The sequence below is a fragment of the Kitasatospora sp. NPDC048365 genome (assembly GCF_043200835.1).
In the GTDB taxonomy this organism is placed as follows: domain Bacteria; phylum Actinomycetota; class Actinomycetes; order Streptomycetales; family Streptomycetaceae; genus Kitasatospora; species Kitasatospora terrestris.
Map to the genome: position 1 here is coordinate 39,036 of NZ_JBICYJ010000028.1, position 26,341 is coordinate 65,376.

12 protein-coding genes are annotated in these 26,341 nt (G+C 75.8%); 1 reads left to right on the forward strand and 11 read right to left on the reverse strand.

The features are described from left to right. Positions 1 to 21 precede the first annotated feature (21 nt). Positions 22 to 1,260 (forward strand): sensor histidine kinase, encoded by a 1,239-nt coding sequence (locus tag ACGFX4_RS26260; protein ID WP_393079018.1) that lies wholly within the window; start codon positions 22 to 24, stop codon positions 1,258 to 1,260. A 15-nt stretch (positions 1,261 to 1,275) separates the two neighbouring features. Here the strand turns inward: ACGFX4_RS26260 and ACGFX4_RS26265 are convergent, their stop codons facing one another. From ACGFX4_RS26265 to ACGFX4_RS26315, 11 genes are all read right to left on the reverse strand, one after another. Continuing rightward, on the reverse strand, positions 1,276 to 1,881 hold the full coding sequence (locus tag ACGFX4_RS26265; protein ID WP_345697210.1) for a response regulator transcription factor: 606 nt from the start codon (positions 1,879 to 1,881) through the stop codon (positions 1,276 to 1,278). A 151-nt stretch (positions 1,882 to 2,032) separates the two neighbouring features. Then, positions 2,033 to 2,209 (reverse strand): hypothetical protein, encoded by a 177-nt coding sequence (locus tag ACGFX4_RS26270; protein WP_393079020.1) that lies wholly within the window; start codon positions 2,207 to 2,209, stop codon positions 2,033 to 2,035. Positions 2,210 to 2,218: 9 nt separating this feature from the next. After that, a complete protein-coding gene (locus tag ACGFX4_RS26275; protein WP_393079022.1) occupies positions 2,219 to 3,271 on the reverse strand; it encodes a DUF5988 family protein in 1,053 nt (350 codons plus the stop codon). Further along, complete coding sequence (locus ACGFX4_RS26280; RefSeq protein WP_393079024.1) at positions 3,268 to 5,727, reverse strand: beta-ketoacyl synthase N-terminal-like domain-containing protein; 2,460 nt, start codon at positions 5,725 to 5,727, stop codon at positions 3,268 to 3,270. Before ACGFX4_RS26280 ends, ACGFX4_RS26275 begins: the two co-directional genes overlap by 4 nt. Before the next feature lie 16 nt (positions 5,728 to 5,743). Next, entirely contained in the window at positions 5,744 to 14,728 is an 8,985-nt protein-coding gene (locus ACGFX4_RS26285; protein ID WP_393079026.1) for an SDR family NAD(P)-dependent oxidoreductase, read from the reverse strand. 42 nt (positions 14,729 to 14,770) lie between these two features. After that, positions 14,771 to 20,995 carry an SDR family NAD(P)-dependent oxidoreductase gene (locus ACGFX4_RS26290; protein ID WP_393079027.1) on the reverse strand — a complete coding sequence of 2,075 codons (6,225 nt, stop codon included), beginning with the start codon at positions 20,993 to 20,995 and terminating at the stop codon, positions 14,771 to 14,773. Positions 20,996 to 21,075: 80 nt separating this feature from the next. Then, entirely contained in the window at positions 21,076 to 22,326 is a 1,251-nt protein-coding gene (locus ACGFX4_RS26295; RefSeq protein ID WP_393079029.1) for an FAD-dependent monooxygenase, read from the reverse strand. Next, complete coding sequence (locus ACGFX4_RS26300) at positions 22,323 to 23,081, reverse strand: 2-oxo acid dehydrogenase subunit E2 (protein ID WP_393079032.1); 759 nt, start codon at positions 23,079 to 23,081, stop codon at positions 22,323 to 22,325. The genes ACGFX4_RS26295 and ACGFX4_RS26300 overlap by 4 nt, the downstream gene beginning before the upstream one ends. Then, a complete protein-coding gene (locus ACGFX4_RS26305) occupies positions 23,078 to 23,320 on the reverse strand; it encodes an acyl carrier protein (protein WP_345697218.1) in 243 nt (80 codons plus the stop codon). Before ACGFX4_RS26305 ends, ACGFX4_RS26300 begins: the two co-directional genes overlap by 4 nt. Further along, on the reverse strand, positions 23,310 to 25,202 hold the full coding sequence (locus tag ACGFX4_RS26310) for an HAD-IIIC family phosphatase (protein ID WP_393079034.1): 1,893 nt from the start codon (positions 25,200 to 25,202) through the stop codon (positions 23,310 to 23,312). Before ACGFX4_RS26310 ends, ACGFX4_RS26305 begins: the two co-directional genes overlap by 11 nt. Beyond that, positions 25,199 to 26,263, reverse strand: a complete 1,065-nt coding sequence (locus ACGFX4_RS26315) for a 3-oxoacyl-ACP synthase III family protein (protein ID WP_393079036.1) — start codon at positions 26,261 to 26,263, stop codon at positions 25,199 to 25,201. Before ACGFX4_RS26315 ends, ACGFX4_RS26310 begins: the two co-directional genes overlap by 4 nt. Between the last annotated feature and the right edge of the window lie 78 nt (positions 26,264 to 26,341).

The following is a 26,341-nucleotide window of genomic DNA, read 5'->3' on the forward strand; positions in this document are numbered from 1 at the left end:
ACATCTGCGCTCGGGGGAGACATGCCACGCCGGTTGACCGCCGCCACCCGTTCGGAGCCCGCCGCCAGACCGGCGCACGGCACCCTCGCACCACCCTCCGGTGACCTCGCCGAGCCCGCCCCGCTGCTGGCCCGTGCGGTGGTCACCGTGGTGTTCTCGGGGTTCGCCGCGCTCGCCGGGCTGCGCACCCTGAGCGTCCAGCCGAGCGCCGCCCAGCTGGTGGTCTTCCTGGTCAGCGTCGGCACCCTGCTCGCCCTGCAGCTGCTGCACTTCACCCCGTACGCGCCCGCGCCGCGCTCGCGGGCGGCGCTGGGGGTGCTGGCACTGGAGGCCGTGCTGGTCTTCCTGCCCTTCCCGCTGTTCGGCCCGACCTGGATCGGCATGCCCGGCTTCTTCGCCGGCAACCTGCTGACCCTGCTGGTCGGCCCGTGGGCGTGGACCGGCTTCTGCGTGGTGGTCGCCGGCGCGACCGCGCTGCAGGAGCTGTACACCCCGCAGCTGCTGGACGTCTCGTACACGGCCGTCTCCACCACCATCACCGGCCTGATCGTCTACGGGCTGATCCGGCTGGCCGCGCTGGTGGTCGAGGTGAAGAAGAACCGGGCCGAGCTGACCCGGCTGGCGGTCGCCCAGGAGCGGCTGCGCTTCTCCCAGGACCTGCACGACCTGCTCGGCTACAGCCTGTCCGCGATCACGCTGAAGAGCGAGCTGACCCGGCGGCTGGTCACCAGCCAGCCCAGCCGGGCCCGGGACGAGCTGGTCGAGATCCTGGAGATCTCCCGGCAGGCGCTCTCCGACGTGCGGGTGGTGGCCAGCGGCTACCGGGACATGTCGCTGGCCGACGAGTCCCGCTCGGGCCGGTCGGTGCTGGCCGCGGCCGACATCGAGGTCAGCATGGAGATCGCGCACGACCCGCTGCCGCCCGGGGTGAACACGGTGCTGGCGACCGTGCTGCGCGAGGGCATCACCAACGTCCTGGGCCACAGCAAGGCCGAGCACTGCTGGATCACCGTGGACCAGCGGGACGGCGCGGTCCGGCTGCGGATCGTCAACGACGGCGTGCAGCCTGCCCCGCAGGACCCGCCGGGCCGGCACGGCACCGGGATCGAGAGCCTCAGCGCCCGGGTCGCCGCGCTCGGCGGGCGGCTGACCGCCGGGGTGCGCGCCGACGGCCGCTTCCAGCTGGAGGCCCGGGTGCCGCTGCCGGGCGGCCGGGGCGACGCCGTGGACGGCACCGCGCCGGCCGCCTCGGCGGCCTGAGTCACCCGCCGCCGGTCACAGCCAGCCGGCCTGCTCGGCTATCCGGATCGCGTCCACCCGGTTGCGGCCGTTGAGCTTGGTGACCGCGGTGGTCAGGTAGTTGCGCACGGTGCCGGGCGACAGGAACAGGCCGCGGGCGATCTCCGAGACCTCCGCGCCGCTGGCCGCCATCCGCAGCACCTCGCACTCCCGCGCGGTGAGCGGGTTCTCCGCCGAGTCCCAGGCGGCGAGCGCCAGTTGCGGGTCGATCACCCGGCCGCCGCGGGCCACCCCGCGGATCGCCTCGGCCAGCTGGTCCGGCGGGGCGTCCTTGAGGATGAACCCGGCGACATGCGCGGCCAGCGCCCGGCGCAGGTTGCCGGGCCGGCCCAGGCTGGTGAGCACCAGGCAGCGGCAGCCGGGGAGTTCCTGGTGCAGCCGGCCGGCCGCGGTCAGCCCGTCCACGCCGGGCAGGTCGATGTCGACCACGGCCACGTCGGGCCGCCATTCCAGGGCACGCGGGACGATCTCGTCGCCCGATGCCACCTCGCCCACGACCTCGATGTCCGGCTCCAGCCGGAGCAGCGCCACCAGGGCACCTCTCACCATGTTCATGTCCTCGGCGAGCATGACTTTGATCACCGCAAAAACCCCGTTCGAACCGCCCCCGTGATACGGCGCCGATCCCGGGGCCGCGCCTCAGTTTCTACCACCAAATCCTGGGAGTTCGCCCAAGACGAAGGGGCACCGGGACGAACGCTTCCCGGTGCCCCGACGATGGGGTGACGGTCCGTCAGCCAATCGGGACGCGCTCCCGGACCGGTGCCGGCCGCGGATCCGCCGCGGCGGGTTCCTCGACCGGCGGCATCGGCAGCGCGTACTGCACCGAGCCGGCGTTGGACAGCATCCGGTAGAGCTCGCGCACGACGCGGGACCAGAGCGCCCGCGGGGCAGCGTCGCTGTTCGCCATGGCCGGCCCCTACTCCGCGATCGCGGTGCGGCCGGCCCAGGCGAAGACGCCCAGCTCGGACCCGCCCACGGTGCGGCGGTCGGCGGTCGCGACGAAGTGCTCGTAGCCGGCCCGCCACGGCACCTTCACCTTGCCGTCGCGGTCGGGGACGTACCGGATGCGCTGGTCCTCGGGGATGGCCTCCGGTCCGCCGACGAGAACGGCGTTCGGACTGTTCTGGGTCATCTGACTCCTCCTCACCCAGGGCTGTGCGTCGGGCTGGACAGCCTGGCTGTCCGGATCGTGCGGCAGGCCGCTGGAGAACGGCTCACGCGCCTCGGCGGCCACCGCCCGGGCGAGCTCCGGGAAGGCCCCGCCGAGGAAGTAGAAGTGCCCGCCGGGGAAGCCGACCCGGCGGAAGGCCCCGGTGGTCTCCCGCTCCCAGGCCGCCACCATGGCGGTCGGCGCCCACGGGTCCTGGAAGCCGTGGAAGGCGGTCAGCGGCGCGGCCAGCGGCCGCCGGTCGGGGTGCGGGGCGTACGACTCGGCGGCCCGCAGGTCCGCCCGGCTGGTGCGCAGGAAGCGCTCCACGAACTCGGGGACCTCGCGGATCCGGTCCGGGGTGCCGCCCATCGCCAGCAGCTCGTCCAGCAGCTCGGCGTCGCCCAGCCGGTACAGGCCGCGCCGGGTGTGCGCCTGGAAGCTCGGCGCGACCCGGCCGGAGACGCCCACCCAGTGCGGGTGCCGGCCGGCCGCCTCCAGGGCCCGGGCCGCCTCGAAGGCCACCAGGGCGCCCAGGCTGTGGCCGAACAGCGCGAACGGCCGGTCCAGCCACGGCTCCAGCTGCGGCAGCACGGCGGCCACCGCGCCGTCCAGGGTCGGCTCGGGCTCCTCCTGGTGGCGCTTGCCCCGACCGGGCAGGTCCACCAGCAGCAGCTCCCAGTCGGCCGGGAGCCAGCGCGCCATCGGGTGGTAGACGGCGGCCGAGCCCCCGGCGTGGTGGAAGGCGATCACCCGCAGCGCGGGCTCCTCCACCACCCGGGGACGGGCCGGCGCCGCGGTCGCGGTCGCGGTCCCGGTCATGCGGAGCGCGCCCCGCCGGCCGCGACGGCCTGGCCCGCGGCCAGCACGTGGTCGGCCAGCCGCTCGAACAGCGTGGCCAGCGGCACGTCCTCCAGGAACTCCTCCAGCGGCACCTCGATCCGGTACGCCTCCTCGATCCGCAGGGTCAGCTGCATCGCGATGAAGGAGTCGCCGCCCAGCTCCAGGAAGGTCTCCCGGTCGTTCAGCGCCTCCTGGGCGTGCAGGATCTCCCGCAGCCCGGCGTGCAGGAACTCCACCACCGCGGCCCGCTCCTGGCCCCGTCCGGTCGCCACCTCGGCCACCGGCTCCGGCGCGGCGCCGGCCGCCGGGGTGCGCTCCTCGATCCACAGCCGCCGGCGGCGGAACGGGTACGTCGGCAGGTCGCCGACCACCCGGGCGCCAGCCGGGCGCAGCGCGTCCAGCCGCAGGTCGGCGCCGGCGGTGTACAGCTCCGCCAGGGCGGTGGCCAGCAGGGCGGGCGCCCGGTCGGGGTCGGCGTCCGCCAGCGGGAAGGTGCCGCCCTCCCAGTCCAGTTCCGCCGGGTGGGCCGTCGCCCCGGGGCCGGCCGGCGCGGGCCGGGTCCGGACGCCGAGCTGCTTCAGCAGCTCCCGCAGGCGCTCCTCGGGCTGCCCGCCGTCCGGCACCAGCTCCGGGTGGGCGGCGGCCAGCGCGTCGACGGCGGCGGCCAGTTCCGGCGAGCCCGGGACCACCCGCAGCCGGGGCACCGGGGTGCCGACGGACCGGTCCCCCGCGCCGCCGCGCTCCAGCCCGGTCAGCAGCCGGGCGGCCAGCTCCGCGCCGGTGCGGCCGGTGACCGCGATCCGGTGCTCGAAGGGGGTGCGACCCGCGCGCAGGGTGTGGCAGAGCGAGGCGAGCTGCTCCGCGCCGGCCCCGGCCAGGCGGCCGGCCGCCTGGTGGACCAGGGCGGCCAGGCTCTCGGCGTGCTTGGCGGAGAGCGTCACCAGCTCGGTCCGGCCGGCCTCGCCGACCTGCCCGACCCGCTCGGCCTGCCCGGCCTGCCCGGTCTGCCCGGTCCGGTCGGTCCGCTCGGTCTGCTCGGTGGCGGGCCGGTAGGCCTCCAGCACCACGTGGGCGTTGGTGCCGCTCATCCCGAACGCGCTCAGCCCTGCCACCTGCCGCGGGTACGCGGCGGGCCAGTCGCGGCTCTGCCGTTCGACCGCGACCCGCACCCGGTCCCACGGGATCAGCGGGTTGAGCTCGCCGTCGGCAGAGCCGAGCGCGGCCGGGATCCGGCCGTGCCGCAGCATCAGCACCACCTTGATCAGACCGGCCAGCCCGGAGGCGGCCTCCAGGTGCCCCAGGCGCGACTTGACCGAGCCGACCAGCAGCGGCTCCGGCCGGCCGTCGGCGCCGGTGCCCAGCACCGCGTCCAGCGCGCCGACCTCGATCGGGTCGCCGAGCGAGGTGCCGGTGCCGTGCGCCTCGACGTAGCCGACCTCCTCGGCGGCCACCCCGGCGTCGGCCAGCGCGGCGCGCAGCACCTCCTGCTGGGCCGGGCCGTTGGGCACGGTCAGGCCGGAGGAGGCGCCGTCGTGGTTGACGGCGGTGCCGCGCAGCACGGCCAGCACCGGGCGGCCCTCGCGCTCGGCCTCGTCCAGGCGCATCAGCACCACCGCGCCGACGCCCTCGCCGCGCCCGTAGCCGTCCGCGTCGGCGGTGAAGGTCTTGCACCGCCCGTCCGGGGCGAGGGCCTTGCTCTGGCAGAGCGAGACCATCAGGTCGGGCGAGAGCACCAGGTTGGCACCGCCGACCACCGCGTAGCGGCACTCGCCGCGCCGCAGGCTCTGCGCGGCCAGGTGCAGGGCGACCAGCGAGGAGGAGCAGGCGGTGTCCACGCTGACCGCGGGGCCGGTGAAGCCCATCACGTAGGAGATCCGCCCGGCGGCCATCGCGTGGCCGCCGCCGGTGCCGTAGTACGGGTCGATGCCGGTCTTGTCCTCGGGCGCGGCCATCCGCTCCACGTACTCCGAGGACATGATGCCGACGAACACGCCGGCCTTCAGCCGGTCCTGGCGGCGGACGGCGACCCCGGCCCGCTCCATCGCCTCCCACGCGGTCTCCAGCAGCAGCCGCTGCTGCGGGTCGAGAGCGGTCGCCTCGCGCTGGGAGAGGCCGAAGAACGGGGCGTCGAAGCCGGCCACGTCGGCCAGGAAGCCGGCCCGGTCGACGTAGCTGCGGCCCGGGCGGTCCGGGCGCTCGTCGTAGACGGCGCGCAGGCCGGGACGGTCCTCGGGGATCCCGGAGAGGGCGTCGCCGTCGCCGAGCAGGAAGTCCCAGTATGCCTCGGGGGTGGTGAGCCCGCCGGGCAGCCGCAGCGCGGTGCCGACCACGGCCAGCGGGGCGCCGCGCTGTTCCTCCAGTTCCCGGATCCGGGCCTTCAGCCGCCGGGAGAGCTTCAGTTGGTCCTGCAAGAGGGTTCGGAAGTCGGTATCCATGGTCTCCAGCTCAACCTCACAGTTCCATGGCCAGGTCGCGCCGTACGGCGGCGATGAGCTCGTCGTCGGAGAGCTCGTCCGCGTCCTCGTCGGTGGTGCGGTCGGTGTCGGGGGTGTCGGGCGTGTCGGCGGTCGGCCGGGAGGGGGCCGCTTCGGCCGGGGCGATCAGCCCGGTCAGGTAGCGGGCCATCTCGGCGACGGTCGGGTAGTCGATCGAGACGGTGGCGGGCAGGTCGGCGCCGGCGGCGTGGGCGACCAGGGCGCTCAGGTCGATCGCCATGATGGAGTCCAGGCCGATGTCCTCGAAGCCGAGGTCGTCCCGGACGGCGGAGTGGTCGCCGACGGTGTCGCCCGCCAGCTTCCGGACCACCTCGCGGACCCGCTCCTCGCGGTCGTCCGCGTCGAGGTGGGCCAGTTCCTCGCGCAGCCAGCCGCGCGGGCGCTCCTCGGCGGCGGGCTGCGGCGCGGTGTCGGTGGCCGTCGCACCGGCCACGCCCGCGTACAGGCCGCCCGCCGGGTGCCCGGCCAGCCGCTCGGCGTAGCGGCCGAAGTCGGCGTCCACGGCGAGCAGGTGGGGGCGTTCGGCGGTCATCGCCAGGGCGAGCAGCGGCAGCGCGGTGGTGTCGTCCAGCGGGCGGACGCCGAGCTTGCCGGCGGCCCGGGCCAGCGCGGCCGAGTCGGCCATGCCGCCCTTCGCGGTGGGCACCCACGGGCCCCAGGCGACCGCCGTGGCGGGCACCCCCTCGGACCGCAGCCGCTCGGCCAGGCCGTCCAGGTAGCCGTTGGCGGCACCGTAGTTGACCTGCCCGGCCGAGCCCAGGGTGGCGGCGGCCGAGGAGAACAGCACGAAGGTGGTGAGCTCCCTGTCCCGGACGGCGGCCGCCAGGGTGTCGGCGCCGCCCGCCTTCGCGGCGAACACCCGGTAGAAGTCCTCCGGGGTGAGCCCGTCGAAGGCCCGGTCGGCGGTGGCGCCGGCCAGATGGAACACGCCGGTCAGCGGGGCGAGCCGCTCGGCCGCGGCGACGGCGCGGGCGCAGTCCGCCGGGTCGGTGACGTCCGCCGACACCGCCTGGACGCGGACGCCCTCGGCGGTCAGCCGGTCGATCACCGCCTGCGCGGCCTCGTCCGGCGCGGACCGGCCGACCAGGGTGATCGCCGCCGCGCCCTGCCCGGCGAGGTGCTCGGCGACGCTCAGGCCGAGCGCGCCGAGCCCGCCGGTGACCAGCGCGCCGCCGGTGAAGCCCTCTTCGGCCGGCAGGTCGCCGGTGGTCAGCAGCCGGGCCACGGTGGTGCCTTCGGCGTCCAGGGTGATCCGGGTGTCGGCCGGGCCGTCCGCCGCGATCGCCGCCAGGGCGGTGGCCAGCTGCCCGGGCCGCTGCCCGGCGCCCAGGGTGATCCGCACCAGTCGGCGTTCCGGCTGCTCGGTCTCCAGGGCGGCCAGCAGGCCCCACAGCGCGGCGCGCAGCGGTGCCGCCGCCGGGCGCCCGTCCACCGGCACGGCGTACGGGACGTCGGCGGGCGCGGTGCGCAGCGCCTCGGCGAGCTCCTGCGCGGCGCGCTCGGCGGCGGCCGCGTCCACCTGGTCGGGCAGCTCGGCGAACCGGGCGTCGACGACCAACTCGGGCCGCTCGGAGTCGGTTTCGTGACCGGCCGCGCGGAGCTCGGCGGTCAGCGCGGCTCCACCCAGCACCCGCAGCGCGCGGGCGCCGGTCGGGGCCGCGGCCGGGCCGCCGGGCTGCGGGATCCAGCCCAGCTCGTAGGCGTGCGGCACGCCGCGCCGCAGCGACTGCCGCAGCGTGGTGAGCGGGGCGTTGCGGACCCGGAAGCCGTCGGCGACCATCAGGTCCTCGCCGCGCGCGGTGAACAGGTGCAGGTCGGCGGTCTCCACCTGGAGCCGGCCCCGGTCCAGCGGCGCGGCCTGCAGCACCCGGACGTGGCCCCACAGCTCCTCCCCCGTGACCGGACGGCCCGGGAAGGCCAGCCGGGCGGCGGCGAACGGGATGGCCACGCTGGGCGCCTTGACCGCCGTGCCGTCCACCATGAAGCCCGCGATGGACTGGAACACCGAGTCGATCAGACCCGGGTGCAGCTGGTAGTTGCCCAGGTCGTCCCCGGCCACCGGCGGGGTGGTGTAGCGGACCAGTGCCTCCTCGCCGTCCAGCCAGATGTCGGCGATCCAGCGGAAGGACGGGCCGAGGGTGTAGCCGAGCTCGCGGAAGTAGGCGTAGAACTCCTCGCCGCCGATGTGCCGTTCGGCCCGCTCGACGAACGCCTGCCGATCCACGGCCGGGCGGGGCGCGCCGGCGGCCGGGTCGGCCGTCCGGGCGGACAGGTGGTGCGTCCACGCGCCGCGCTCGGGGTCGACCAGGCTGTGCACGGTGAGCTGCTTCGGGTCCGTCCCGGTGCCGAGGCCGAGCTGCACCTCGTACTGCTCGCCGTCCTTGATCACCAGGCCGCGCGGGCAGATGAAGTCCTCCACCGCCAGCGGCGATCCGTCCCCGGCGACGGCCGAGAGCAGGGTGGCCAGGTGCGAGGAGGCCGGGGTGAGCACGATGCCGTCGATCCGGTGGTCGGTCAGGTACGGCGGGAACTCGGCGGAGCGCTCGAAGGAGAACACCCGGCCGGGCAGGGCGGGCGAGCGCAGCTCGTCGCCCCAGTGGCGCCGGGCCGCCGGCCGGGCCGCCGGGGCGGCGGGCTCGACCGCGGTCCAGTACCGGGTGTCGGCGAACGGGTAGCGGGGAGCCCCGGTGCGGTCCGTGCCGGCCTGGACCTTCGCCCAGTCCAGGTCCTGCCCGTTGCGGTAGAGGTGGGCGGCGGCGGCGAGCATCCGGGAGCGGTCCCCGGCGCCGCGCACCAGCGAGGCCGCGCCGCCCCGGGCGGGCAGAAGTCCGGCGGCCGAGATCAGGTTGGCCAGGGTGCGGCCGGGGCCGACCTCCAGCACCAGGTCGACGCCGAGCTCGGCGAGCTCGCCCATGCCCTGGTGGAACAGCACGGGCTGCCGGATGTGCCGGGCCCAGTACGCGGCGTCCAGGTCGGCCGGGGTCGCGAGCCGCCCGGTGAGGTTGGAGATCACCGGGATCCGCGGCCGGCCGTACGCCAGCCCCTCGGCGATGCCGGAGAACTCGGCGATCACCGGGTCCATCAGGCGGGAGTGCGCGGCGGTGGAGACGGTCAGCTGCCGGGCCATCACGCCCTCGGCGCGGGCCAGCACCGCGATCCGCTCGACCGCCTCCGGACGGCCCGCCACCACCACGGACTTCGGCCCGTTGACGGCCGCCAGGTCGCACTCGGAGCCGGCCAGCCAGCCGGTGACCTTCTCCGGCGGGGCGGCCAGCGAGAGCATCGCGCCGGTCTCGGTGGAGTGCATCAGCCGGGCCCGGTGGGCGACCAGGGTCAGGCCCGCCTCCAGGTCCAGCACCCCGGCGTGGATCGCCGCGGCGATCTCGCCGACGCTGTGGCCGGTCACCGCGGCGGCCCGGACGCCCCACGACTCCCAGAGCGCGACCAGCGCCAGCTCCAGGGCGATGACGGTCGGCTGGACGAACCGGGTCTGGTCGATCAGCGACTCGTCGGCGCCGTGGAACATCAGGTCCAGCAGCGAGGTGCCGAGCAGCGGGGCGAGGGTCCGGTCGGCGGTGTCGATCGCGTCCCGGAACACCGGCTCGCTCTCGTACAGCTCCCGGCCCATGCCGAAGTACTGGCTGCCCATGCCGGAGAACAGGAAGGCGATCCTCGGCGCGTCCTGTGCCCCCGGCACGGTCAGGTCGGCGAGTTGGGCGCGCAGCTCGGCGGCCGTGGAGCCGAGCAGGGCGCGGCGGACCGGGAAGTGCGCGCGGCCCGCGCCCGCCGTGGCGGCCAGGCCCGGCAGCTCCTCGTCCCCGGCCTCCGCCAGCCGCTCGGTCCACCGCTCGACGAGCCGGGCGAGGCCGGCCCCGTCGGGGGCGGAGAGCGGCAGCAGGTACGGGCCCTCGGCGGCCGACCGCTCGGCGGTCTCCGGCGCCTCGCCCAGGATCACCTGGGCGTTGGTGCCGCTGAAACCGAAGCTGGACACGCCCGCGAAGCGCGGCCGGTCGCCGGTGCGCCACGGGGTGAGTGCGTCGACCACCCGGACGTTCATCTCGTCCCACGGCACGTGCGGGTTGAGGTTCTCCGCGTGCAGGCTGGCCGGCAGGCGGCGGTGGCGCAGCGCCAGCACCGTCTTGATCACGCCGGCGATGCCGGAGGCCGACTCGCAGTGGCCGATGTTGCTCTTCACCGAGCCCAGGTGCAGCGGCTCGCCCGGACGCCGCTCCGGGCCCAGCGCGGCCCAGGCGGCGGCCAGTTCGATCGGGTCGCCGAGCGAGGTGCCGGTGCCGTGCGCCTCCAGGTAGGAGATCGCCGAGCCGGGCAGCTCGGCGTCGGCCAGCGCGTCCCGGATCACCGCCTCCTGGGCGCGCCCGCTGGGCACCGTCAGGCCGGAGGACGCGCCGTCCTGGTTGACCGCCGTGCCGTGCACCACGGCCAGCACCCGGTCGCCGTCCCGACGGGCGTCGGAGAGCCGCTTGAGCACCAGCACCCCCACCCCCTCGGCCCGGACGAAGCCGTTCGCCTCGGCGGAGAAGGTCTTGCAGCGGCCGTCCGGCGAGAGCATGTGCGCCCGGCTGACCGCCACCGAGCACTCCGGCGAGGCGATCACGTTCACCCCGCCGGCCAGCGCCCGGTCGCTCTCGCCGCTGCGCAGCGAACGCACCGCCAGGTGCAGCGCGACCAGCGAGGACGAACACGCGGTGTCCACGGCCAGCGCCGGGCCGTTCGCGCCGAGCGTGTACGCCAGCCGGCCGGCCGCCGCGTTCAGCGCCGTCCCGGTGCCGAAGTACGCGTCCAGGTCGCGGAGTCCGCCGCGCTCCAGCAGCCGGGCGTAGTCGGAGTTGCTGATCCCGACGAACACGCCGGTCCGCGATCCGCGCACGGCGCGCGGGTCGCTGCCCGCGTCCTCCAGCGCGTGCCACGCCGCCTCCAGCAGCAGCCGGTGCTGCGGGTCCAGGCTCTCCGCCTCCCGGGCCGGCACGCCGAAGAACGCCGCGTCGAACCGGGCCAGGTCGGACAGGAAGCCGCCCTGGTCGGTGGAGACCGTCCCGGTCGACAGCGGGTCCGCCGAGTGCAGCGCCGCACCGTCCCAGCGGTCCGCCGGCACCGGGCCGACCGCGTCCCGGCCCTCGGCGAGCAGCTGCCACAGCTCCTCCACCGAGTCGGCGCCGGGGAAGCGGCCCGCCATGCCGACGATCGCGATCGGCTCGCTGCCGTACCCCTGCGGGATCGCGACGGCCCCGGCGTCCGCGTCGGTCGCCACGGACCGTACGGCTCCGGTGCCCGCGCCGGCGGTGCGTGCCGGCGCCGCTGCCGGGGCGTCCGCCACCCGGGCCGCGACCAGCGCCGAAAGCTGTTCCACCGTCGGATAGTTGAAGATCTCGGCGACCTTCAGGTCGACGGCGAACGCCAGCGACAGGTCACGGGCCAGGTCGACCGCCATGATCGAGTCCAGGCCCAGGTTGTAGAACCCGGTGTCGGCCGGGACGGTGTGCCCCTCGGCGTGGCCCAGCACGGCCGTCAGCGTCCGGCCCACGTGCACGGCCGCCGCAGCGGCCCGGGCCTGCTCGGGCAGCGCCAGCAACTCCTCGCGCAGCGGCGGAAGTTCCATCCCGACGGTGTCCTCCGCCGCGACCTCGGCGAACAGCGCCCGCGCCCGGGTCGCCTCCATCACCTCCAGGAAGCGCGGCCACTCCACCGGGCACGCCAGCACCTGCCCGGAGCCGCCCGGCGTCGCCGCCGTCAGCACCGAGCAGCCGGTCACCCCGTCCAGGTCCGCCAGGCCCATCCGGGCCAGCGTCCGACGGCCGTCCTCGTCCGCCATGCCGTCCAGCGCCCACGCGCCGAACGCCACCGCCGACGCCGGCCGCCCCGCCGCCACCCGGTACGCCGCCAGCGCGTCCAGCCCGCCGTTCGCGGCGGCGTACGCGCCCCGGCCGTCCGCACCCCACAGCGCGGACGCGGACGAGGTGGTGAGGAAGAAGTCCAGGTCGAGGCCCTCGGTCAGCAGGTGCAGCCACCACGCGCCGGAGAACTTGCCGCGCAGGCCCTGCGCGAACGCCTCCGCGTCCGCCGCCGCCAGCGGGCCCAGCGGCAGCGTCCCCGCCGCGTGCACCACACCGCGCAGAGCGGGCAGTCCGGGGGCGGCCAGGGCCGCCGCCAGCTCCTCGTAGCGGTCGCAGTCGGCGGACCGGTAGAGCGCGGTCACACCGCCCGCGGCCAGCGACGCCAGCCAGTCCGCGGTCGCCTGCGGCATCCGCTCCAACGGCGTACGGCCCACCAGCAGCAGGTGCCGCGCCCCGCGCCGCACCAGGTCCTCCGCGACCGCCCGGCCCACGCCACCGGCCCCGCCGGTGATCAGGTACCCGGCGTCCGGGTCGACCGGAAGCTCCGGCCGCCACCCGTCCACCGCCCGCAGCCGCGCCCCGAACGCCGCCCCGGCCCGCACGGCCAGCAGGTCCTCGGCCCGCGCACCGCCCGGCGCCGTCCCGGCCGCGGAGCCCGCACCGCCCGAGGTCCCGGCCGTCCCGTTCACGGCCAGCGCCAGCGCCGTCCGGGCGTCCGCCTCGCCCTGCTCCGCCGGAAGATCGATCACGCCGCCCCAGTGCGACGGGTACTCCAGGCCCAGCACCGGCAGCAACCCGTGCAGCAGCCCGTGGTCGGCCGCCGCCACCGGGTCGGCGTCGGACACCCGCCGGACCGCCCGGGTCAGCGCGAACGCCCGGCCGTCCCGCCCGGACGCGGCCAGCGCCCGCACCGCGACGGTCACCTCCGCCAGCAGCCGCGCACCGTCCGCAGCCGGGTCCGCGCCCTCCGGACGCTCCGGCAGCGGCGTCGCCCGCGGCGCCAGCACCAGCGTGAACGGGCCCTCCTCGGTCCGCGCCGCCCAGAAGTCGCCCCACGCCGCGTCGCCGACCGGCAGCGCGGCGCTCTCCCAACCCGGCAACCCGGGCAGCCCCGCAAGGCTCGGCAGCTCGGCGCCCAGCAGCACACCCCGGTGCCCCAGCGCCTGCCACTGCGTGGCCAGCAACGCCAGCACCTGGACGTCGCCACCCGCCAGCACCACCGTGCCACCGGCACCCGCCCCGGTCACCTCGACCGGCTCCCACCCCACCTCGTACACCGGCACCCCGCCGGAGGCGGAACCCACGCGGTCCCCGACAACCTCGCCGGAGGCGGGAGCAACACCGTCCCCGCCGGAGGCGGGAGCAACACCCTCCCCGCCGGAGGCCGTTGCGTCGTAGCCCTCCGGCGCGTGCCGGGTGCGCTGCCACGGGTAGTGCGGCAGGTCGATCACCCGGCGCGGCAGCGGCGCGCAGCCCTCGCCGTCGGCCGCGCCGACCGCCGGGTGTTCGCGGCCCTCGGCGACGGCCCGCAGTGCGTCCGCCGCTTCCGCCGCGGTCGCGGCGGCGATCCGGACCGCGACCTCGTGCCGCGTCCGCCCCTCTCCGACCGTGTACGCGAACGCCGGGTACCCCCGGTCGTCCAATCCCACGGCCACTGCCGCCAGTTCGCCCGCGAGCTCGCGCAGCGCCGACTCGGTCCGGGCGGACAGGTCGAAGCCCCGCACCTCCACCGCCGCGACCGCTCCGGCGCCCTCCGCCGGCCCGACGATCACGTGCGCGTTGGTCCCGATCATGCCGAACGAGCTCACACCCGCGTACCGTCCGCCGCTCCCCCACTCCGCGACCTCGCCGGACAGCGTGACCGCCGTCCCGTCGAGGTCGATCCGCGGGTTGAGGGTCCGGAAGTGCACCAGCGGCGGCACCTCGCCGTGCTTGACGCACAGCAGTGCCTTCAGCACGCCCGCGACGCCCGAAGCACCTTCCAGGTGGCCGAGGTTGGCCTTCACGGACCCGACGTGCAGCGGGCGTCCGCCGTTCTTCCGTCCGAGGGCGTCGAGGACGGCGTCCATCTCGATCGGGTCGCCCAGCGACGTACCGGTGCCGTGCGCCTCGACCAGGCCGATGTCGGCGGCGGTCAGTCCGGCGTCGGCGAGGGCGGCCTCCAGCAGGGCGGTCTGCGCGAGCACGTTCGGCGCGGTGAAGCCGGAGGACCGGCCGTCCTGGTTGAGGGCCGATCCTGCCACCACGCCGTGGATCCGGTCGCCGTCGGCGAGCGCCCGGTCGAGCCGCTTCAGCACGACGATCCCGCAGCCCTCGCCCCGGACGAAGCCGTTGGCCCGCGCGTCGAAGGCCTTGCACCGCCCGTCGGGCGACAGCGACCGGGTCTGCTCGATGATCCGGGTGGAGCCCGGCGAGAGCACCAGGTTGACGCCGCCCGCGAGCGCCACGTCGACCTCGCCGCGGCGCAGTGCCTGTCCGGCCTGGTGCAGGGCGACGAGCGAGGACGAGCAGGCCGTGTCGACGGCCACCGCCGGCCCGGTCAGGCCGAGGCAGTACGAGATCCGGCCGGCCGCGAAACTGTGCCCGTTGCCGGTGGCCCAGTAGGCGTCCAGGTCGCCGGTCTGCCAGTCGCGGTAGTCCTGGCCGCCGGTGATGCCGACCCAGACGCCGACCTTGGCGTCGCCGAGCCGCGCGGGGGGCAGGGCCGCGTCCTCCAGTGCCTCCCAGGCGACTTCGAGGAGCAGCCGGTGCTGCGGGTCGACGGCCCGGGCCTCGCGCGGGCTGATCCCGAAGAAGTCGGCGTCGAAGTCGAGCACCTCGTCCAGGAAGCTTCCCTGGTTGGGCAGTTCGGCCCATTCGGCGGCGAACGGGGCGAGCCGCTGCGGCGGCCGGGCGCGGACCAGGTCGCGTCCGTCACGCAGGGCCCGCCAGTAGCCGTCGAGGTCGGTGATCCCGCCGGGGAGGCGCAGGCCGGCGCCGACGACGGCGAGCGGCTGGCGGTCTCCGGCGGCGTCCAGCTGGGCGCGCAGCTGCTTGATGGTCTCCATCGCCCGGGTGAGTGGCGTCACGGTGGTCTTGCTGGGTTCCATGGGTGTTCTCACAGTCCTCGTGAGCTAGTGGTTGGCCGGAGCTCAGGCGGTGGTGGCCGGCTCCTCCGCCAGCCGGTCGCACAGCACCTCGGCGAGGGCGCGCGAACTCCCGTACGTCCACAGCAGGGTGGGCGAGAGCTTGAGGCCGAACGCGGCCTCCAGGCGGTTGCGCAGTTCCAGACCCATCAGCGAGTCCAGGCCGAGCGCCTTGAACGGGGTCTCCCGGTCGATCGCGGCCGGGTCCAGCCGCAGCACGCGGCCGGCCAGTTCGCGGACCTTCTGCTCGGCGAGCGCGGGGCGCTCGTCCTCGGCGGCGGCCAGCAGCGCGCTGCGGAACTCGCCGCCGCCGGTGGCGTTGCCGCCCTGCCGGGAGGCCTCCCGGAGCACCTGCCAGCTGCGCAGGGCGGCGGTGTCGGGGTAGGCGTCGAACCACTGGCGCAGGTTGAGCGGGACGTACCCGACGACCTGCTCGCCGCCGCGCTCCAGCAGCCGGCCGAGGGCGGCCCAGGCCTCGTCGGCGGTGAAGCCGCCCATGCCGCGTTCGGCGAGCCGGGCGCCGCGGTTGGCGTCCTGCGCGGCGAGGCCGATCTCCTCGAACGGGCCCCACTGGACGCTGAGCGCGGGCAGTCCGCGCCGGCGCCGCTGTTCGGCGAGGGTGTCGAGGTAGGCGTTGCCGGCGGCGTACGCGGCCTGGCCGGCGTTGCCGATCAGCGCGGCGGCCGAGGAGAACAGCACGAAGAGGTCGAGCGGGTCGCCGTCGGTGGCGGCGTCCAGGTTGCGGGCGCCGTCGACCTTCGGGGCGAGGACGCGCTCCAGCTGTTCGGGGCGCAGGTTGAGCACGGTGGCGTCGTCGAGCAGACCGGCGGCGTGGAACACGCCCCGCAGCGGCGGGAGTTCGGCGCGCACCCGGGCCAGTGCGACGTACAGCGAGGTGGCGTCGGCGACGTCCGCCGCCACCACCTCGACCAGGGTGCCGTGCTCGCGCAGGGCGGCGATCCGCTTCTCGGCGTCCTCGGACGGCGCGGAACGGCCGAGCAGGGCGAGCGCCCCGGCGCCGTTCGCGGCGAGGTGTTCGGCGAGCGAGAGGCCGAGTGCGCCGAGGCCGCCGCTGAGCAGGTAGGTGCCGTCGGCGCGGAACCGACCGCCGGGCAGCGGCTCGGGGGCGACGGCGGTGACGGTGGCCGGGTCGCGGAGCACGAACTTGCCGATGTGGCTGCCGCGCGACATCTCCCGCAGCGCCTCCGCCGCCTCGGTGAACGGGTAGGCGTTGACCGGCAGTTCTTCGATCTCCTCGGCCGCGACCAGGTCCCAGACCTCGGCGAACAGCTTGGCGAAGCGGGCCGGGCGGCGGTCCATCAGGCCGGCCAGGTCGACGGCGGCGACGGTGATGCCCTTGCGGAAGGCGCCCAGGCTGATCGAGCGCTCGGCGTAGATGTCCTTCTTGCCGACCTCGATGAACCGGCCGTCCTCGGCCAGCACCTCCAGGCCGAGCGGGATCGCCGCGCCGGTCAGCGAGTTGAGCACCACGTCGACGCCGCGCCCGCCGGTGGCGGCCAGGGTCTGCGACGCCCACTCCAGGTCCCGCGAGTCGAAGACGTCGGCGATGCCGAGGCCGCGCAGGTAGGCGCGCTTGGACGCGCTGCCGGCGGTGGCGATCACCCGGGCCCCGCGGGCCCGGGCGATCCGGACGGCGGCGAGGCCGAGTCCGCCGGTGGCGGAGTGGATCAGGACGCTCTCGCCCTGCTCCAGCCCGGCCAGGCCGTCGAGCGCGTACCAGGCGGTGGCCAGCACCAGCGGCAGCGCGGCGGCGGCCGCGTCGGTGAGGTGGGCGGGCACCGGTCGGGTGTGCTCGGCCCGGACGGTGACGTACGAGGCGATCGAGCCGAAGACGCAGGCCACCACCCGGTCGCCGACCGCGACGCCGGTGACGCCCTCGCCGACGGCGGTGACGGTGCCGGCGCACTCGCCGCCGAGCAGGTCGGCGCCGGCCGAGGAGTCGGGGTAGGTGCCCATCGCCTTCATCACGTCGATGAAGTTGAGCGCGGCGGCGCCGACCCGCACCTCGACGTGGCCGGGCGCCGGGGCGCGGCGGGTGAGCGGCTTGAAGGCGAGTCCGTCCCAGAAGCCGGGCTTCTCGGGCACCAGCCGGAAGGGCTGCTCGGGGGTGCGCCAGGCGGGCGCGGCGCGGTCCTCGTCCTCGTCCTCGCCGCGGACCAGCCGGCCGACGTACCGGACGCCGTCGCGCAGCGCGGCCTGGTCCTCGCCCTCGTCGAAGCCCAGCTCGGCGGCGGCCGCGGCGAGCTGCCCGGCGGCGACGTCCAGCAGGGCGGGCCGCAGTTCGGGGTGTTCGCGGCGCAGCACCCGGGTGAAGCCCCAGTACAGGGCGGCGCCGGGGTCGGGGTGGTCGCCGGGGGCGACGGCCTGGGCGTCCTGGGTGAGGACGGTGAGCCGGGGCGGGGTGGCCAGCGCGGTGGCGGCCCGGACCAGCGCGGTCAGGGCGAGCAGCCCGGCGCGCTGGGCGGGCAGGCCGGCGGCGGTGGCGGGGGCGGCGAAGACCAGTTCGGCGGGCGCGACGGCGCGCAGCGCCGCGGTGAGCGCGGCCTCGTCCCGGTCGGCGGCGCCGAGCACCGCGCCGGCGCCCAGCGCCTCGGCGAGCCGGTCGGCGGCCGGGTCGTCGGCGGCGGTGACCACCAGCCACGGGCCCTCGCCGGCCTCGGTGTCGGCGGCGCGCTCCTGCGGGCGGAAGCGCAGCCGGTGCAGCCGCTCGGCGTCGGAGACCTCGGCGGGGCCGCTCTCCAGGCGCTGCAGGCGCAGTCCGGCGAGGACGGCGAGCGGCTGCCGCTCGGCGTCGTACAGGTGGAGGTCGACGAGCCCGGTCTCCCGGCGGACGGCGTACGACCAGACCTCGACGACCGGCTCGGCGAGGTCCTGCAGCAGGTGGATCGCGTCGACGGAGACCGGGACGACGGTGTGGCCGTCGTCCTCCAGGGTCAGCGAGACCTGGAGGGCGGCGTCCAGCAGCGCCGGGTGCAAGGTGTGCGGGCGGGCGCCGGCGCGGCAGCGCTCGGGCAGCCGGACCCGGCCGAGCGCGGCGTCGTCGGCGACGTGCACGCCGTCCAGGCCCTGGAAGGAGGGGCCGTAGTGGAGGCCGCGGGCCGCGCAGGCGGCGTAGAAGTCCTCGGCGGGGAGCGGCTCGTCCTCGGCGAGCGCGGCCGGGAAGGCCGGGGCGGCGACCTGGTCCGCGCGGCGCTGGTGGAGCCGGGCGGTGGCGTGCTCGGTCCAGCCGGTGGTGCCGGCGGGCAGCGAGAGCAGGGTGAAGCTGCCGCCCTCGGTGATGTCGTCGCGCCAGAGCACGGCGAGCCGGGCGGTCTCGTCGGCGCCGAGGGTGAGGTCGCGGTGGAAGGCGAGCGAGGCGACGGTGCCCGGGACGGCGCCGGTGCGGGCGTACGCGGTGGAGAGGGCGAGCGCGGCCATCGCGGCGCCGGGGAGCACCACGGCCTCGTCCACCTTGTGGTCGGCGAGCCACGGCAGGTCGGCGGTGGAGATCTCCAGCGCGCCCTGCCAGCTGTCCTGTTCGAAGGCGCCGGGGGTGAGCTCGACCTCGAGTCCGCGCTGTCCGCCGGTGCGGGCGCGGCCGGGGGCGCCCCAGTAGCTCTCCTCCTGCCACGGGTAGCCGGGTACGGCGGCGAACTCCCCCGCCGAGCGGCGGACGAACGGTTCCAGGCCGGCCACGAAGCCGCGGGCGAGGGCGAGTTGCAGGTCGGTGCGGCTGCCCTGCTCGCGGCGCAGGGTGGAGAGCACCGCGGGCGGCTCGGCGCGCAGCGCGGCGAGCTGCTCGACGGCGGGGGCGAGGATCGGGTGCGGGCTGATCTCCACCACGTGGGTGACGCCCTCGTCGAAGAGCCGGCCCATCGCGTCGGCGAACAGCACCGGGCGGCGCAGGTTGTCCACCCAGTAGGCGGTGTCCATCTCGGGCCCGGTCAGCGGCTCGACCCGGACGGTGGACATCAGGCCGATCTCCCCGGCGCGCGGGGCGACGTCGGCGAGGGCGGCCAGCAGGTCCTCGCGCAGCTCGTCCATCTGCGGGCTGTGCGAGGCGTAGTCGACGTTGACCAGGCGGCAGAAGGTGCCCTCCGCCTCCAGGATCTCCTTGAGCATCAGCACCGCGTCGGTGTATCCGGAGAGCACGCAGGAGGACGGGCCGTTGTTGACGGCCAGCGACACCTGCTCCTCGAAGCCCTCCAGGGCCCGGTGGGCGCCGGGCACGTCGAGGTCGACGGCGAGCATCCGGCCGTTGCCGGAGGTCCGGCGGGCGATGGCGCTGCGGCGGGCCATCACCTTGGCGCCGTCCTCGTACGAGAGGATGCCGGCGAAGGTGGCGGCGGTGACCTCGCCCTGGCTGTGGCCGACCACCACGTCGGGGGTGACGCCACAGGCCCGCCAGCGCTCGGCGAGGCCCAGCGACATCGCCCAGAGCACCGGCTGCAGCATGTCGATCCGGGTGGTCCACTCGTCGCCGGCGGCGCCGGACACGAGTGCGGCCAGGTCCCACGCGAACCACGGGCGCAGCGCCTCGCCGCAGCGGTCCACGGTGGCGGTGAACACCGGGTCGTGGCCGTACAGTTCGCGGCCCATGCCGGCCCACTGCGAGCCCTGGCCGGGGAAGACGAAGGCGGTCCGGCCGCGGGTGCGGGCCCGGCCGGTGACCACGCCGGGCAGCTCGGCCTCGGGGTTCCCGGCGTAGCCGCGCAGGCCCTCGGCGAGCTCCTGCGCGTCCGCCCCCACCACGGCGGCGCGCAGCGGGAAGGCGTCCCGGCGGGTGCCCAGGGTGTCGGCGGCGGCCAGCAGTCCGGCCCGGTCGGCGGGCAGTGCCCCGGCCAGTTCGGCGGCCAGGGCGCGCAGCGCCTCGGGGTGCTGGGCGGTCAGCGGCAGCAGCACCGGGGCGCCGTCGTCCTCGTCCGCCGCCGGCTCGACCGGCGGGGCGCTGCGCAGCACCACGTGGGCGTTGGTGCCGCCCCAGCCGAAGGAGTTGACGCCCATGTAGAGCTCGCCCTCGGCGGGCAGCTCCAGCGGCTCGCGGACGACCCGCAGGTTGAGCTCCTCGAACGGGATGTCGGGGTTGAGCTCCTCGGAGTGCAGGCTCGGCGGGACCAGCCGGTGCTTGAGCGAGAGCACCGCCTTGACCAGGCCGGCCATGCCCGCGGCGGCCTCCAGGTGGCCGACGTTGGTCTTGGCGGAGCCGACGCCGAGCGGGCCGAGGGCGCGGTCGCGGGCCTGGCCGAGGACGGTGCCGATGCCGCGCGCCTCGACCGGGTCGCCGCGCAGGGTGCCGGTGCCGTGCGCCTCGATGTACGAGAGCTTGTCGAGCGGGACGGTGCCGTCGCCGTACGCCTGCCGGAGCAGGTCGATCTGGCCGTCGGGGTTGGGGGTGACCAGGCTGTCGCCGCCGCCGTCGTTGTTGACGGCGGTGCGGGCGATCACGGCGTGGATCCGGTCGCCGTCCTGCACGGCCTGCTCGACGGTCTTCAGGTAGAGCGCGATCACGCCCTCGCCGCGCACGAAGCCGTCGGCGGCGGCGCCGAAGGCGTGGCAGCGCCCGGCCTTGGAGAGGCCGCCGAAGTGGGTGAGGCCGACCGAGACGTCCGGGGACATGATCAGGTTGACGCCGGCCACCACCGCGCCGTCGATCTCGCCGCGGCGCAGCGCCTGCCCGGCGAGGTGCAGGGCGACCAGCGAGGAGGAGCAGCCGGTCTCGACGGTGAGGCTGGGGCCGCGCAGCTTGAGGAAGTAGGAGAGCCGGGCGGCGATCACGTCGAGCGCGTTGCCGACCAGGCTGTGCTGGGTGGCGCCCTCGCCGCGGTCCTTGCGGAGGATCTCGTAGTCGTGCCAGGACGCGCCGACGTACACGCCGGTCCGCGAGCCGCGCAGGGCGGCGGCGGGGGTGCCGGCGTCCTCCAGGGCGCGCCAGCCGGCCTGCATCACCAGGCGCTGCTGCGGGTCGATGTCCTCGGCCTCGCGCGGGGAGATGCCGAAGAAGGTCGGGTCGAACCGGTCGACGCCCTCCAGGAAGCCGCCGACGGCCTGGACGGACTTCTCCGGGTCGAGCTGGGCGCTCGCGTCCCAGCGCTCCGGCGGGACGGGCCGAATGGCGTCGACGCGCTCCACCAGCACTCGCCAGAAGCTGTCCACGTCGGGTGCTCCGGGGAGGCGGGCGGCCATGCCGACGATGGCGATGGGCTGCTCGGGGTCACGGGTCTGCTCGGACATGGTGGTGTCAACCTCTGGTCGGTGATGGGAGCGTGGCGGGCGCCCGGCCGTGCTCGGGGGACGGCCGGGCGCGGGCGGGGTCAGGCGCGGGCGGGCTCGACGTGCTCGACGCCGGTGCGCCGGTCGGCCGGGTCGACGGGGTGCGGGGCGTTGATCACCCGGCCGAAGACCCGGTACTTGACCGGCAGCGCGTCCAGTGCGCGGAACCGGGCCCGGCGGAGCCGGACCGGGAGCGGTGCGGACTGGGCCAGCGCCGCCTCCTGCATCCGCTGGTACTTGGTCACCTGCCGCTTGTGGGCGCGGCGTTCGGTGACGAAGCGGGCGAAGACGGCCTCGGGCACGGTGGCGCCGGTCCGGGTGAGGGCGCGGGCGATCACCGGGGCGAGGCAGACCACGTCCTGGATGGCGAGGTTGACGCCCTGGCCGAGGATCGGGGTGACGGTGTGCGAGGCGTCGCCGATCAGGACCAGGCCGTCCTTGGCCCAGCGGTCCAGCTCGGCGGTGAAGATCTCCAGGAAGGAGGTGTCCTCCCAGGAGGTCAGGTGGGTCTCCAGCAGCGGGCGCAGCCGGGGGTCGATCGCGGCGATGCCGTCCCGGAAGGCCTCGAAGCCGGCGGACCGCAGCTCGCCGAGGCCGCGCTTGGGCAGGTTGTGCCCGACCCGCAGGAAGTCGGGGAAGGTGGGCAGCACCACCAGGTGCTTGTCGCGGTCGACGACCAGCTCCGCCTGCCGGCCCCAGTCGCCCGGGCGGGGCAGCTTGAAGGACAGGAAGTCCCGCTCCATCGGGGTGATCAGGGCCTCCAGCCCGGCGGCCTTGCGGACCTTGGAGAAGCGGCCGTCGGCGCCGACCACCAGCCGGGCGCGGATCTCCAGCCGGGTGCCGTCCTTCTGCTTGAAGGTGGCGCCGAGCACCTTGCCGTCCTGCTCGACCAGGCCGGTGCAGGTGGTGCCGGAGAGGTACTCGAAGACCGGCTCGGCCTGCGCGGCCTCCTGGAAGATGCCGATCAGCGCGGGCTGCGGGATGTCGATCGGCAGGGTGTTGATCGGGAAGCGGCCGTAGTCCAGCGAGAAGACCCGGCGGCCCTCCATCCGCATGGTGACGCCGGTGGTCTCCAGGTAGCCGTGCCGCTCCAGCGCCGGGCCGAAGCCCAGCTGCCGCAGCGCCACCGCGCTCGGCGCGGCCAGGGTCTCGCCGCGGAAGTCGCGCTCCAGGCCGGTCTGCTTCTCGGCGAGGACGGTGCGGATGCCGCGGCGGGAGAGCAGCGCGCCGAGCAGGGCGCCGGCCGGGCCGCCGCCGACGATCAGGACGTCGGTGGTGCTGGTGCTGGTCATGGGAGCTCCACGTGTTCGAGTCTGTCCTTGGTGCGGGCCAGGAGGTCGGAGGCCAGCGCGCCGTCCAGCAGGCGGTGGTCGAAGGTGAGCGAGAGGGTCAGCCGGGGTGCGATCCGCACCTCGCCGTCGACCGCGACGGGGACGTCGGCGATCCGGCCGACGCCGTAGCCGAGCGCCCCGGTGATCATCGGCAGGATGGCCCGGACCGGCTCGTGGCCGACCGAGGTGACCGAGAAGACGCCCTGCAGCTCGGTGCGGCGCACCGGGTCGCGGGTGGCCGCCCGGTACGCCAGCCAGGCCACCGGCAGCGGCAGCCTCGCGACCCGCAGCAGGTTGCGGAACGGCCCCTCGGGGTCGTCCAGTTCGGCGTCCTTGTAGGTGTCGAGGGCGGTCTGGATCTCCTCGACGGTGAGCGCCTGGGCGGACGGGACGATCCCGGAGGCGACACAGCGGGTGCCGTCCAGGGACTTGTCGAAGAGCACCTTGGCGTGGACCTGGTCCACGGTGGCCAGCCGCGGCCGGCGGCCGCCGAGCAGCACCGAGCGGGCCGGCGGGCAGTCGGCGACCACCTCGGCGGCCGCCTTGACCACGAACGCGGCGTAGCTCAGCTTGCCGCCGCTGGATGTCCGGGCGGCCTTAAGCGCGGTGGCGTCGACGTCGGTCAGCAGGTGGACGTGGGCGGTGGACCGGGCGTCGCGCAGGAAGGTCAGGGTGCCGCGCCGGGCGGTCGGGAAGGGCGTGACGACGGCGTTCATCCCGCCGCCGCCCGGACGTCCTCGACCAGCGCGGCCAGGTCGGCGAGCAGTTCGGCCCGCATGAAGCGGTCGTAGTCGACCGGCTCGCCGAGCTCGCGCTCCAGGTAGACCAGCACCCGCAGGGCGTTGACCGAGTCCCACTCGGCGATGTCGGCGAGCGGCTGGTCCATCGACAGGGCGTCCTCGTCGAGGTCGAGCAGCTGGGCGACGACCTCTCTCACCACCTGGTCAGACGACACGGAAAGCCTCCTGTTGCCCGTTGATTCGGATCCATCGGGGGAGCTCGGGAAGCTCCCGCAGGGTGTGCCGGTACGCCCCGGGCTCCTCGCCCGCCGCGGCGAAGCCGTGGTCCGGGTAGAAGCCGGCGAACTGGCGGTTCTTGGCGGTCTCCACGTACCGGGCGCGGACCTCGCCGGCGCCCTCGGCGGCGGCGGCCCGCAGCACCAGGGAGAGCAGCGCGGTCTCCACCCGGCGGGAGAACACCCGGCAGCTGAGCACGAAGTTCTCCACCGTCCGGGCGCCGTCGGCGTCCCGGCCGAGGGCGAGCGCGGCGATCAGCCCGTTGTCGCCGAACCGGTCGGTGAGCCGGGCGGCGAAGAAGTCCAGCCCGCCGCCCGCCACCTCGTCGGCCGTGAACCGGCGCCCGGTCAGGTTGAACTGGTTGGTCTTGCCGAAGAGCTGGACGATCCGGGCGGAGTTCAGCCCGTCCAGCGGCTGCACCGTCAGCTCGGACTCCAGCCCGGCCAGGTAGTCCTCCAACGATCCGGCCGTGTCGGCGAGTTCGGCCCGCGCGGCGCGCGCCCGGTACAGCTCGGTGCGGGTGCGGTCCTCCTCGGTGAGGCTCAGCACGTTGAAGTCGCCCCGGGCCGCCAGCACCGCCGCGTACCCGGCCGGGTCGGCCGGCAGCCCCACGGTGGCGACCTGCGGCAGCAGTTCGCGCATCAGGCCGCGCTCCACCGGGTTGTCGTCGACGAACACCATCGCGTCCGCGCCGATGTTCAGCCGCTCCGCCATCGCGGCCACGTTCCCCGGCTTGGGCTGCCAGTTCGCGCTGAAGGCGACGAAGTCGCCGGTCCGCAGCGCCATCTCGGGGTGGGTGTCGACCGCCTCCCGGGCGATCGTCTCCTCGTTCTTCGAGCAGACCGCCAACATCACCCCCTGCTGCTTCAAATCAGCGGCCAGCTCCTGCAGTTCGCGGTGCGCCGAGCCCGGGTACGCGCCGCCGAGCCGCAGCCCGGCCACCCCGTCGTCGCCGACCACGCCGCCCCACAGCGTGTGGTCCAGGTCCAGCACCAGGCACTTGGCGGCCCGGCCGAGCCCGGCCCTCACCACCCGGCCCAGCTCCTCGGCGTACGCGGCCAGGAACTCCGGCGCGTACGCCTGCCCGGCGGCGTGCCGCATCCGGTCGCCGGCCCGGACCGCGCCGCCCCGGCCGTGCGCGGCGACCCCGTCCAGGTCCAGCACCAGCACCGAGTCGGCGGGCGCGGCCAGGTCCAGGATCGCGGCGTTCATCCGGTGCCAGGCGGCGGCCAGCCGAGCCTTGCCCGGGTAGTCCACCCGCCGGTCCCGGGTCAGCGGGGTCAGCGGCACGGTGGCCAGCACCACCAGGCCGCCCAGGGTCTCCCGGCAGGCCCGCGCCCAGCCGGCCAGTTCGGCGGGCAGGGCGGCGCAGCGCCGCTCGATCTCGGCCGGGTCCAGCCGGTCGGCGACCCCGTCGAAGACCGCCGCCTCGTCCAGCAGCAGGGCGGTGACCTGCGGCCGGAGGTCCTTCAGGGTGGGCGCGCCGGCCAGGATCTCGAACCGCCACTGGTTGAAGCCCGCCGAGCGGATCTCCGGCAGCACCCCGTCCGCGAGCAGCGTCGCGGTCAGCAGCGGCGGCAGCGCGTCCAGCGTGGAGCTGCCGAGCAGCGCGACCGGCCGGGCCGTGAACGCCCCGGAGTCGGCCAGCTGTTCCCGGGCCGCCCGGCCGGCCAGCAGGCTGCCCGCCGCCTCCAGGTCCAGCGGGTCCCCGGCGGCCCGCAGCTCGGCCAGCAGCTCCCGTACGCGCGGCGCCTGCCCGCCGAGCCCGGCGCGCTTGAGGGCGCGCAGCTCGGCCAGCGGCGTGGTGGCGGTGACGGTCATGCCGCCACCTCCCCGGCGGCCGGCAGCCAGCGCAGCGCCAGGCCGGAGACGATCCACTTGGAGGACTCGATCGCGGTGACCAGCACCCGGTCGCCGGCCCGGCCCTGCGCCTCGATCCGCCGCAGCGCCCGGTGGAGCTGGATGAAGGGCAGCGCGTTGCCGTTGTTGCCGGTGTCCGCGACGCAGGACACCGCCTGCTCCGGGCGGACGCCCAGGTGCTCGCGGATCCGCTCCGTCATCACGCCGTTCAGCTGCGGGGTGAGGATGTGCTCCACCTCGCCCACCGGCCAGCCGGTCAGCGCCGCCAGCTCCTGCAGCACGGCGTCGGCGAGGACCGGGACGCCCGCCTCGATCGCCTTGTAGTCCTCCTGGCCCATCGGCTCGCGGACCGTCTTGCCGCCCGGGCCCTCGACCATCGGCGCGCCGTCCGCGCCGTACCAGCGCACCACCTGGGCGGGCTCCCGGCCCTTGCCGGTGGCCCGCAGCACGAGGTGCTCGACCGCCAGGCCCGGGCCGTCCCCGGCGTCCACCACGGCGGCGCCGGCGCCGTCGCCGAACAGCGCGAAGTTGGCCAGCTCCGCCGGGCTGATCCGGCCCACCGCGCGGTCCGCCGGCCACAGCTTGACCACGCTGTCCGCGCCGATCACCAGGCCGCGCCGCAGGCCGCCCGCCAGCATCGCGCGGGCCGTGTACAGGCCCTGCAGCGCGCCCGCGCAGCCCGAGCTGAGCTGGAAGGTCGGCAGGTCGTTCAGGCCCAGCCGGTCCGCCACCAGGTTGACCGTGGCCGGCATCAGGTGGTCCGGCGAGCCGGTGGTGAGGATCAGGAAGTCGATGGAGGACGGGTCGGCGCCGGCGTCCGCGAGGGCGCGCTCGCCGGCCGCGGTGGCCAGGTCGCCGGTGTTCTTCGGAGTGCCCTCGGGGCTGTCGGGTTCGCAGAAGTGGCGGCCGCGGTTGCCGGTCATCCGGTCGAGCCACTTCTCGTGCAGGCCGAAGCGCTCCGCCATGTCCCGGTTCGTGACCGGTTCGCCCGGGAGCACCTCGCTGAGGCCGATGATTCTCAAGGGATCAGGTCCTTGTCTGGGATCCGTCGGAGTGTGCTCGAACGTAGGTTCCGGCACTTGTGGGGCACTTGAGGGCCA

What these genes read in the sequence shown, in the direction of transcription:
- ACGFX4_RS26300 (WP_393079032.1), bottom strand. Translation starts at nt 23,081, where the DNA reads ATGAACGCCGTCGTCACGCCCTTCCCGACCGCCCGGCGCGGCACCCTG.
- ACGFX4_RS26310 (WP_393079034.1), bottom strand. Translation starts at nt 25,202, where the DNA reads ATGACCGTCACCGCCACCACGCCGCTGGCCGAGCTGCGCGCCCTCAAG.
- ACGFX4_RS26270 (WP_393079020.1), bottom strand. Translation starts at nt 2,209, where the DNA reads ATGGCGAACAGCGACGCTGCCCCGCGGGCGCTCTGGTCCCGCGTCGTG.
- ACGFX4_RS26275 (WP_393079022.1), bottom strand. Translation starts at nt 3,271, where the DNA reads ATGACCGGGACCGCGACCGCGACCGCGGCGCCGGCCCGTCCCCGGGTG.
- ACGFX4_RS26290 (WP_393079027.1), bottom strand. Translation starts at nt 20,995, where the DNA reads ATGTCCGAGCAGACCCGTGACCCCGAGCAGCCCATCGCCATCGTCGGC.
- ACGFX4_RS26260 (WP_393079018.1), top strand. Translation starts at nt 22, where the DNA reads ATGCCACGCCGGTTGACCGCCGCCACCCGTTCGGAGCCCGCCGCCAGA.
- ACGFX4_RS26280 (WP_393079024.1), bottom strand. Translation starts at nt 5,727, where the DNA reads ATGGATACCGACTTCCGAACCCTCTTGCAGGACCAACTGAAGCTCTCC.
- ACGFX4_RS26285 (WP_393079026.1), bottom strand. Translation starts at nt 14,728, where the DNA reads ATGGAACCCAGCAAGACCACCGTGACGCCACTCACCCGGGCGATGGAG.
- ACGFX4_RS26295 (WP_393079029.1), bottom strand. Translation starts at nt 22,326, where the DNA reads ATGACCAGCACCAGCACCACCGACGTCCTGATCGTCGGCGGCGGCCCG.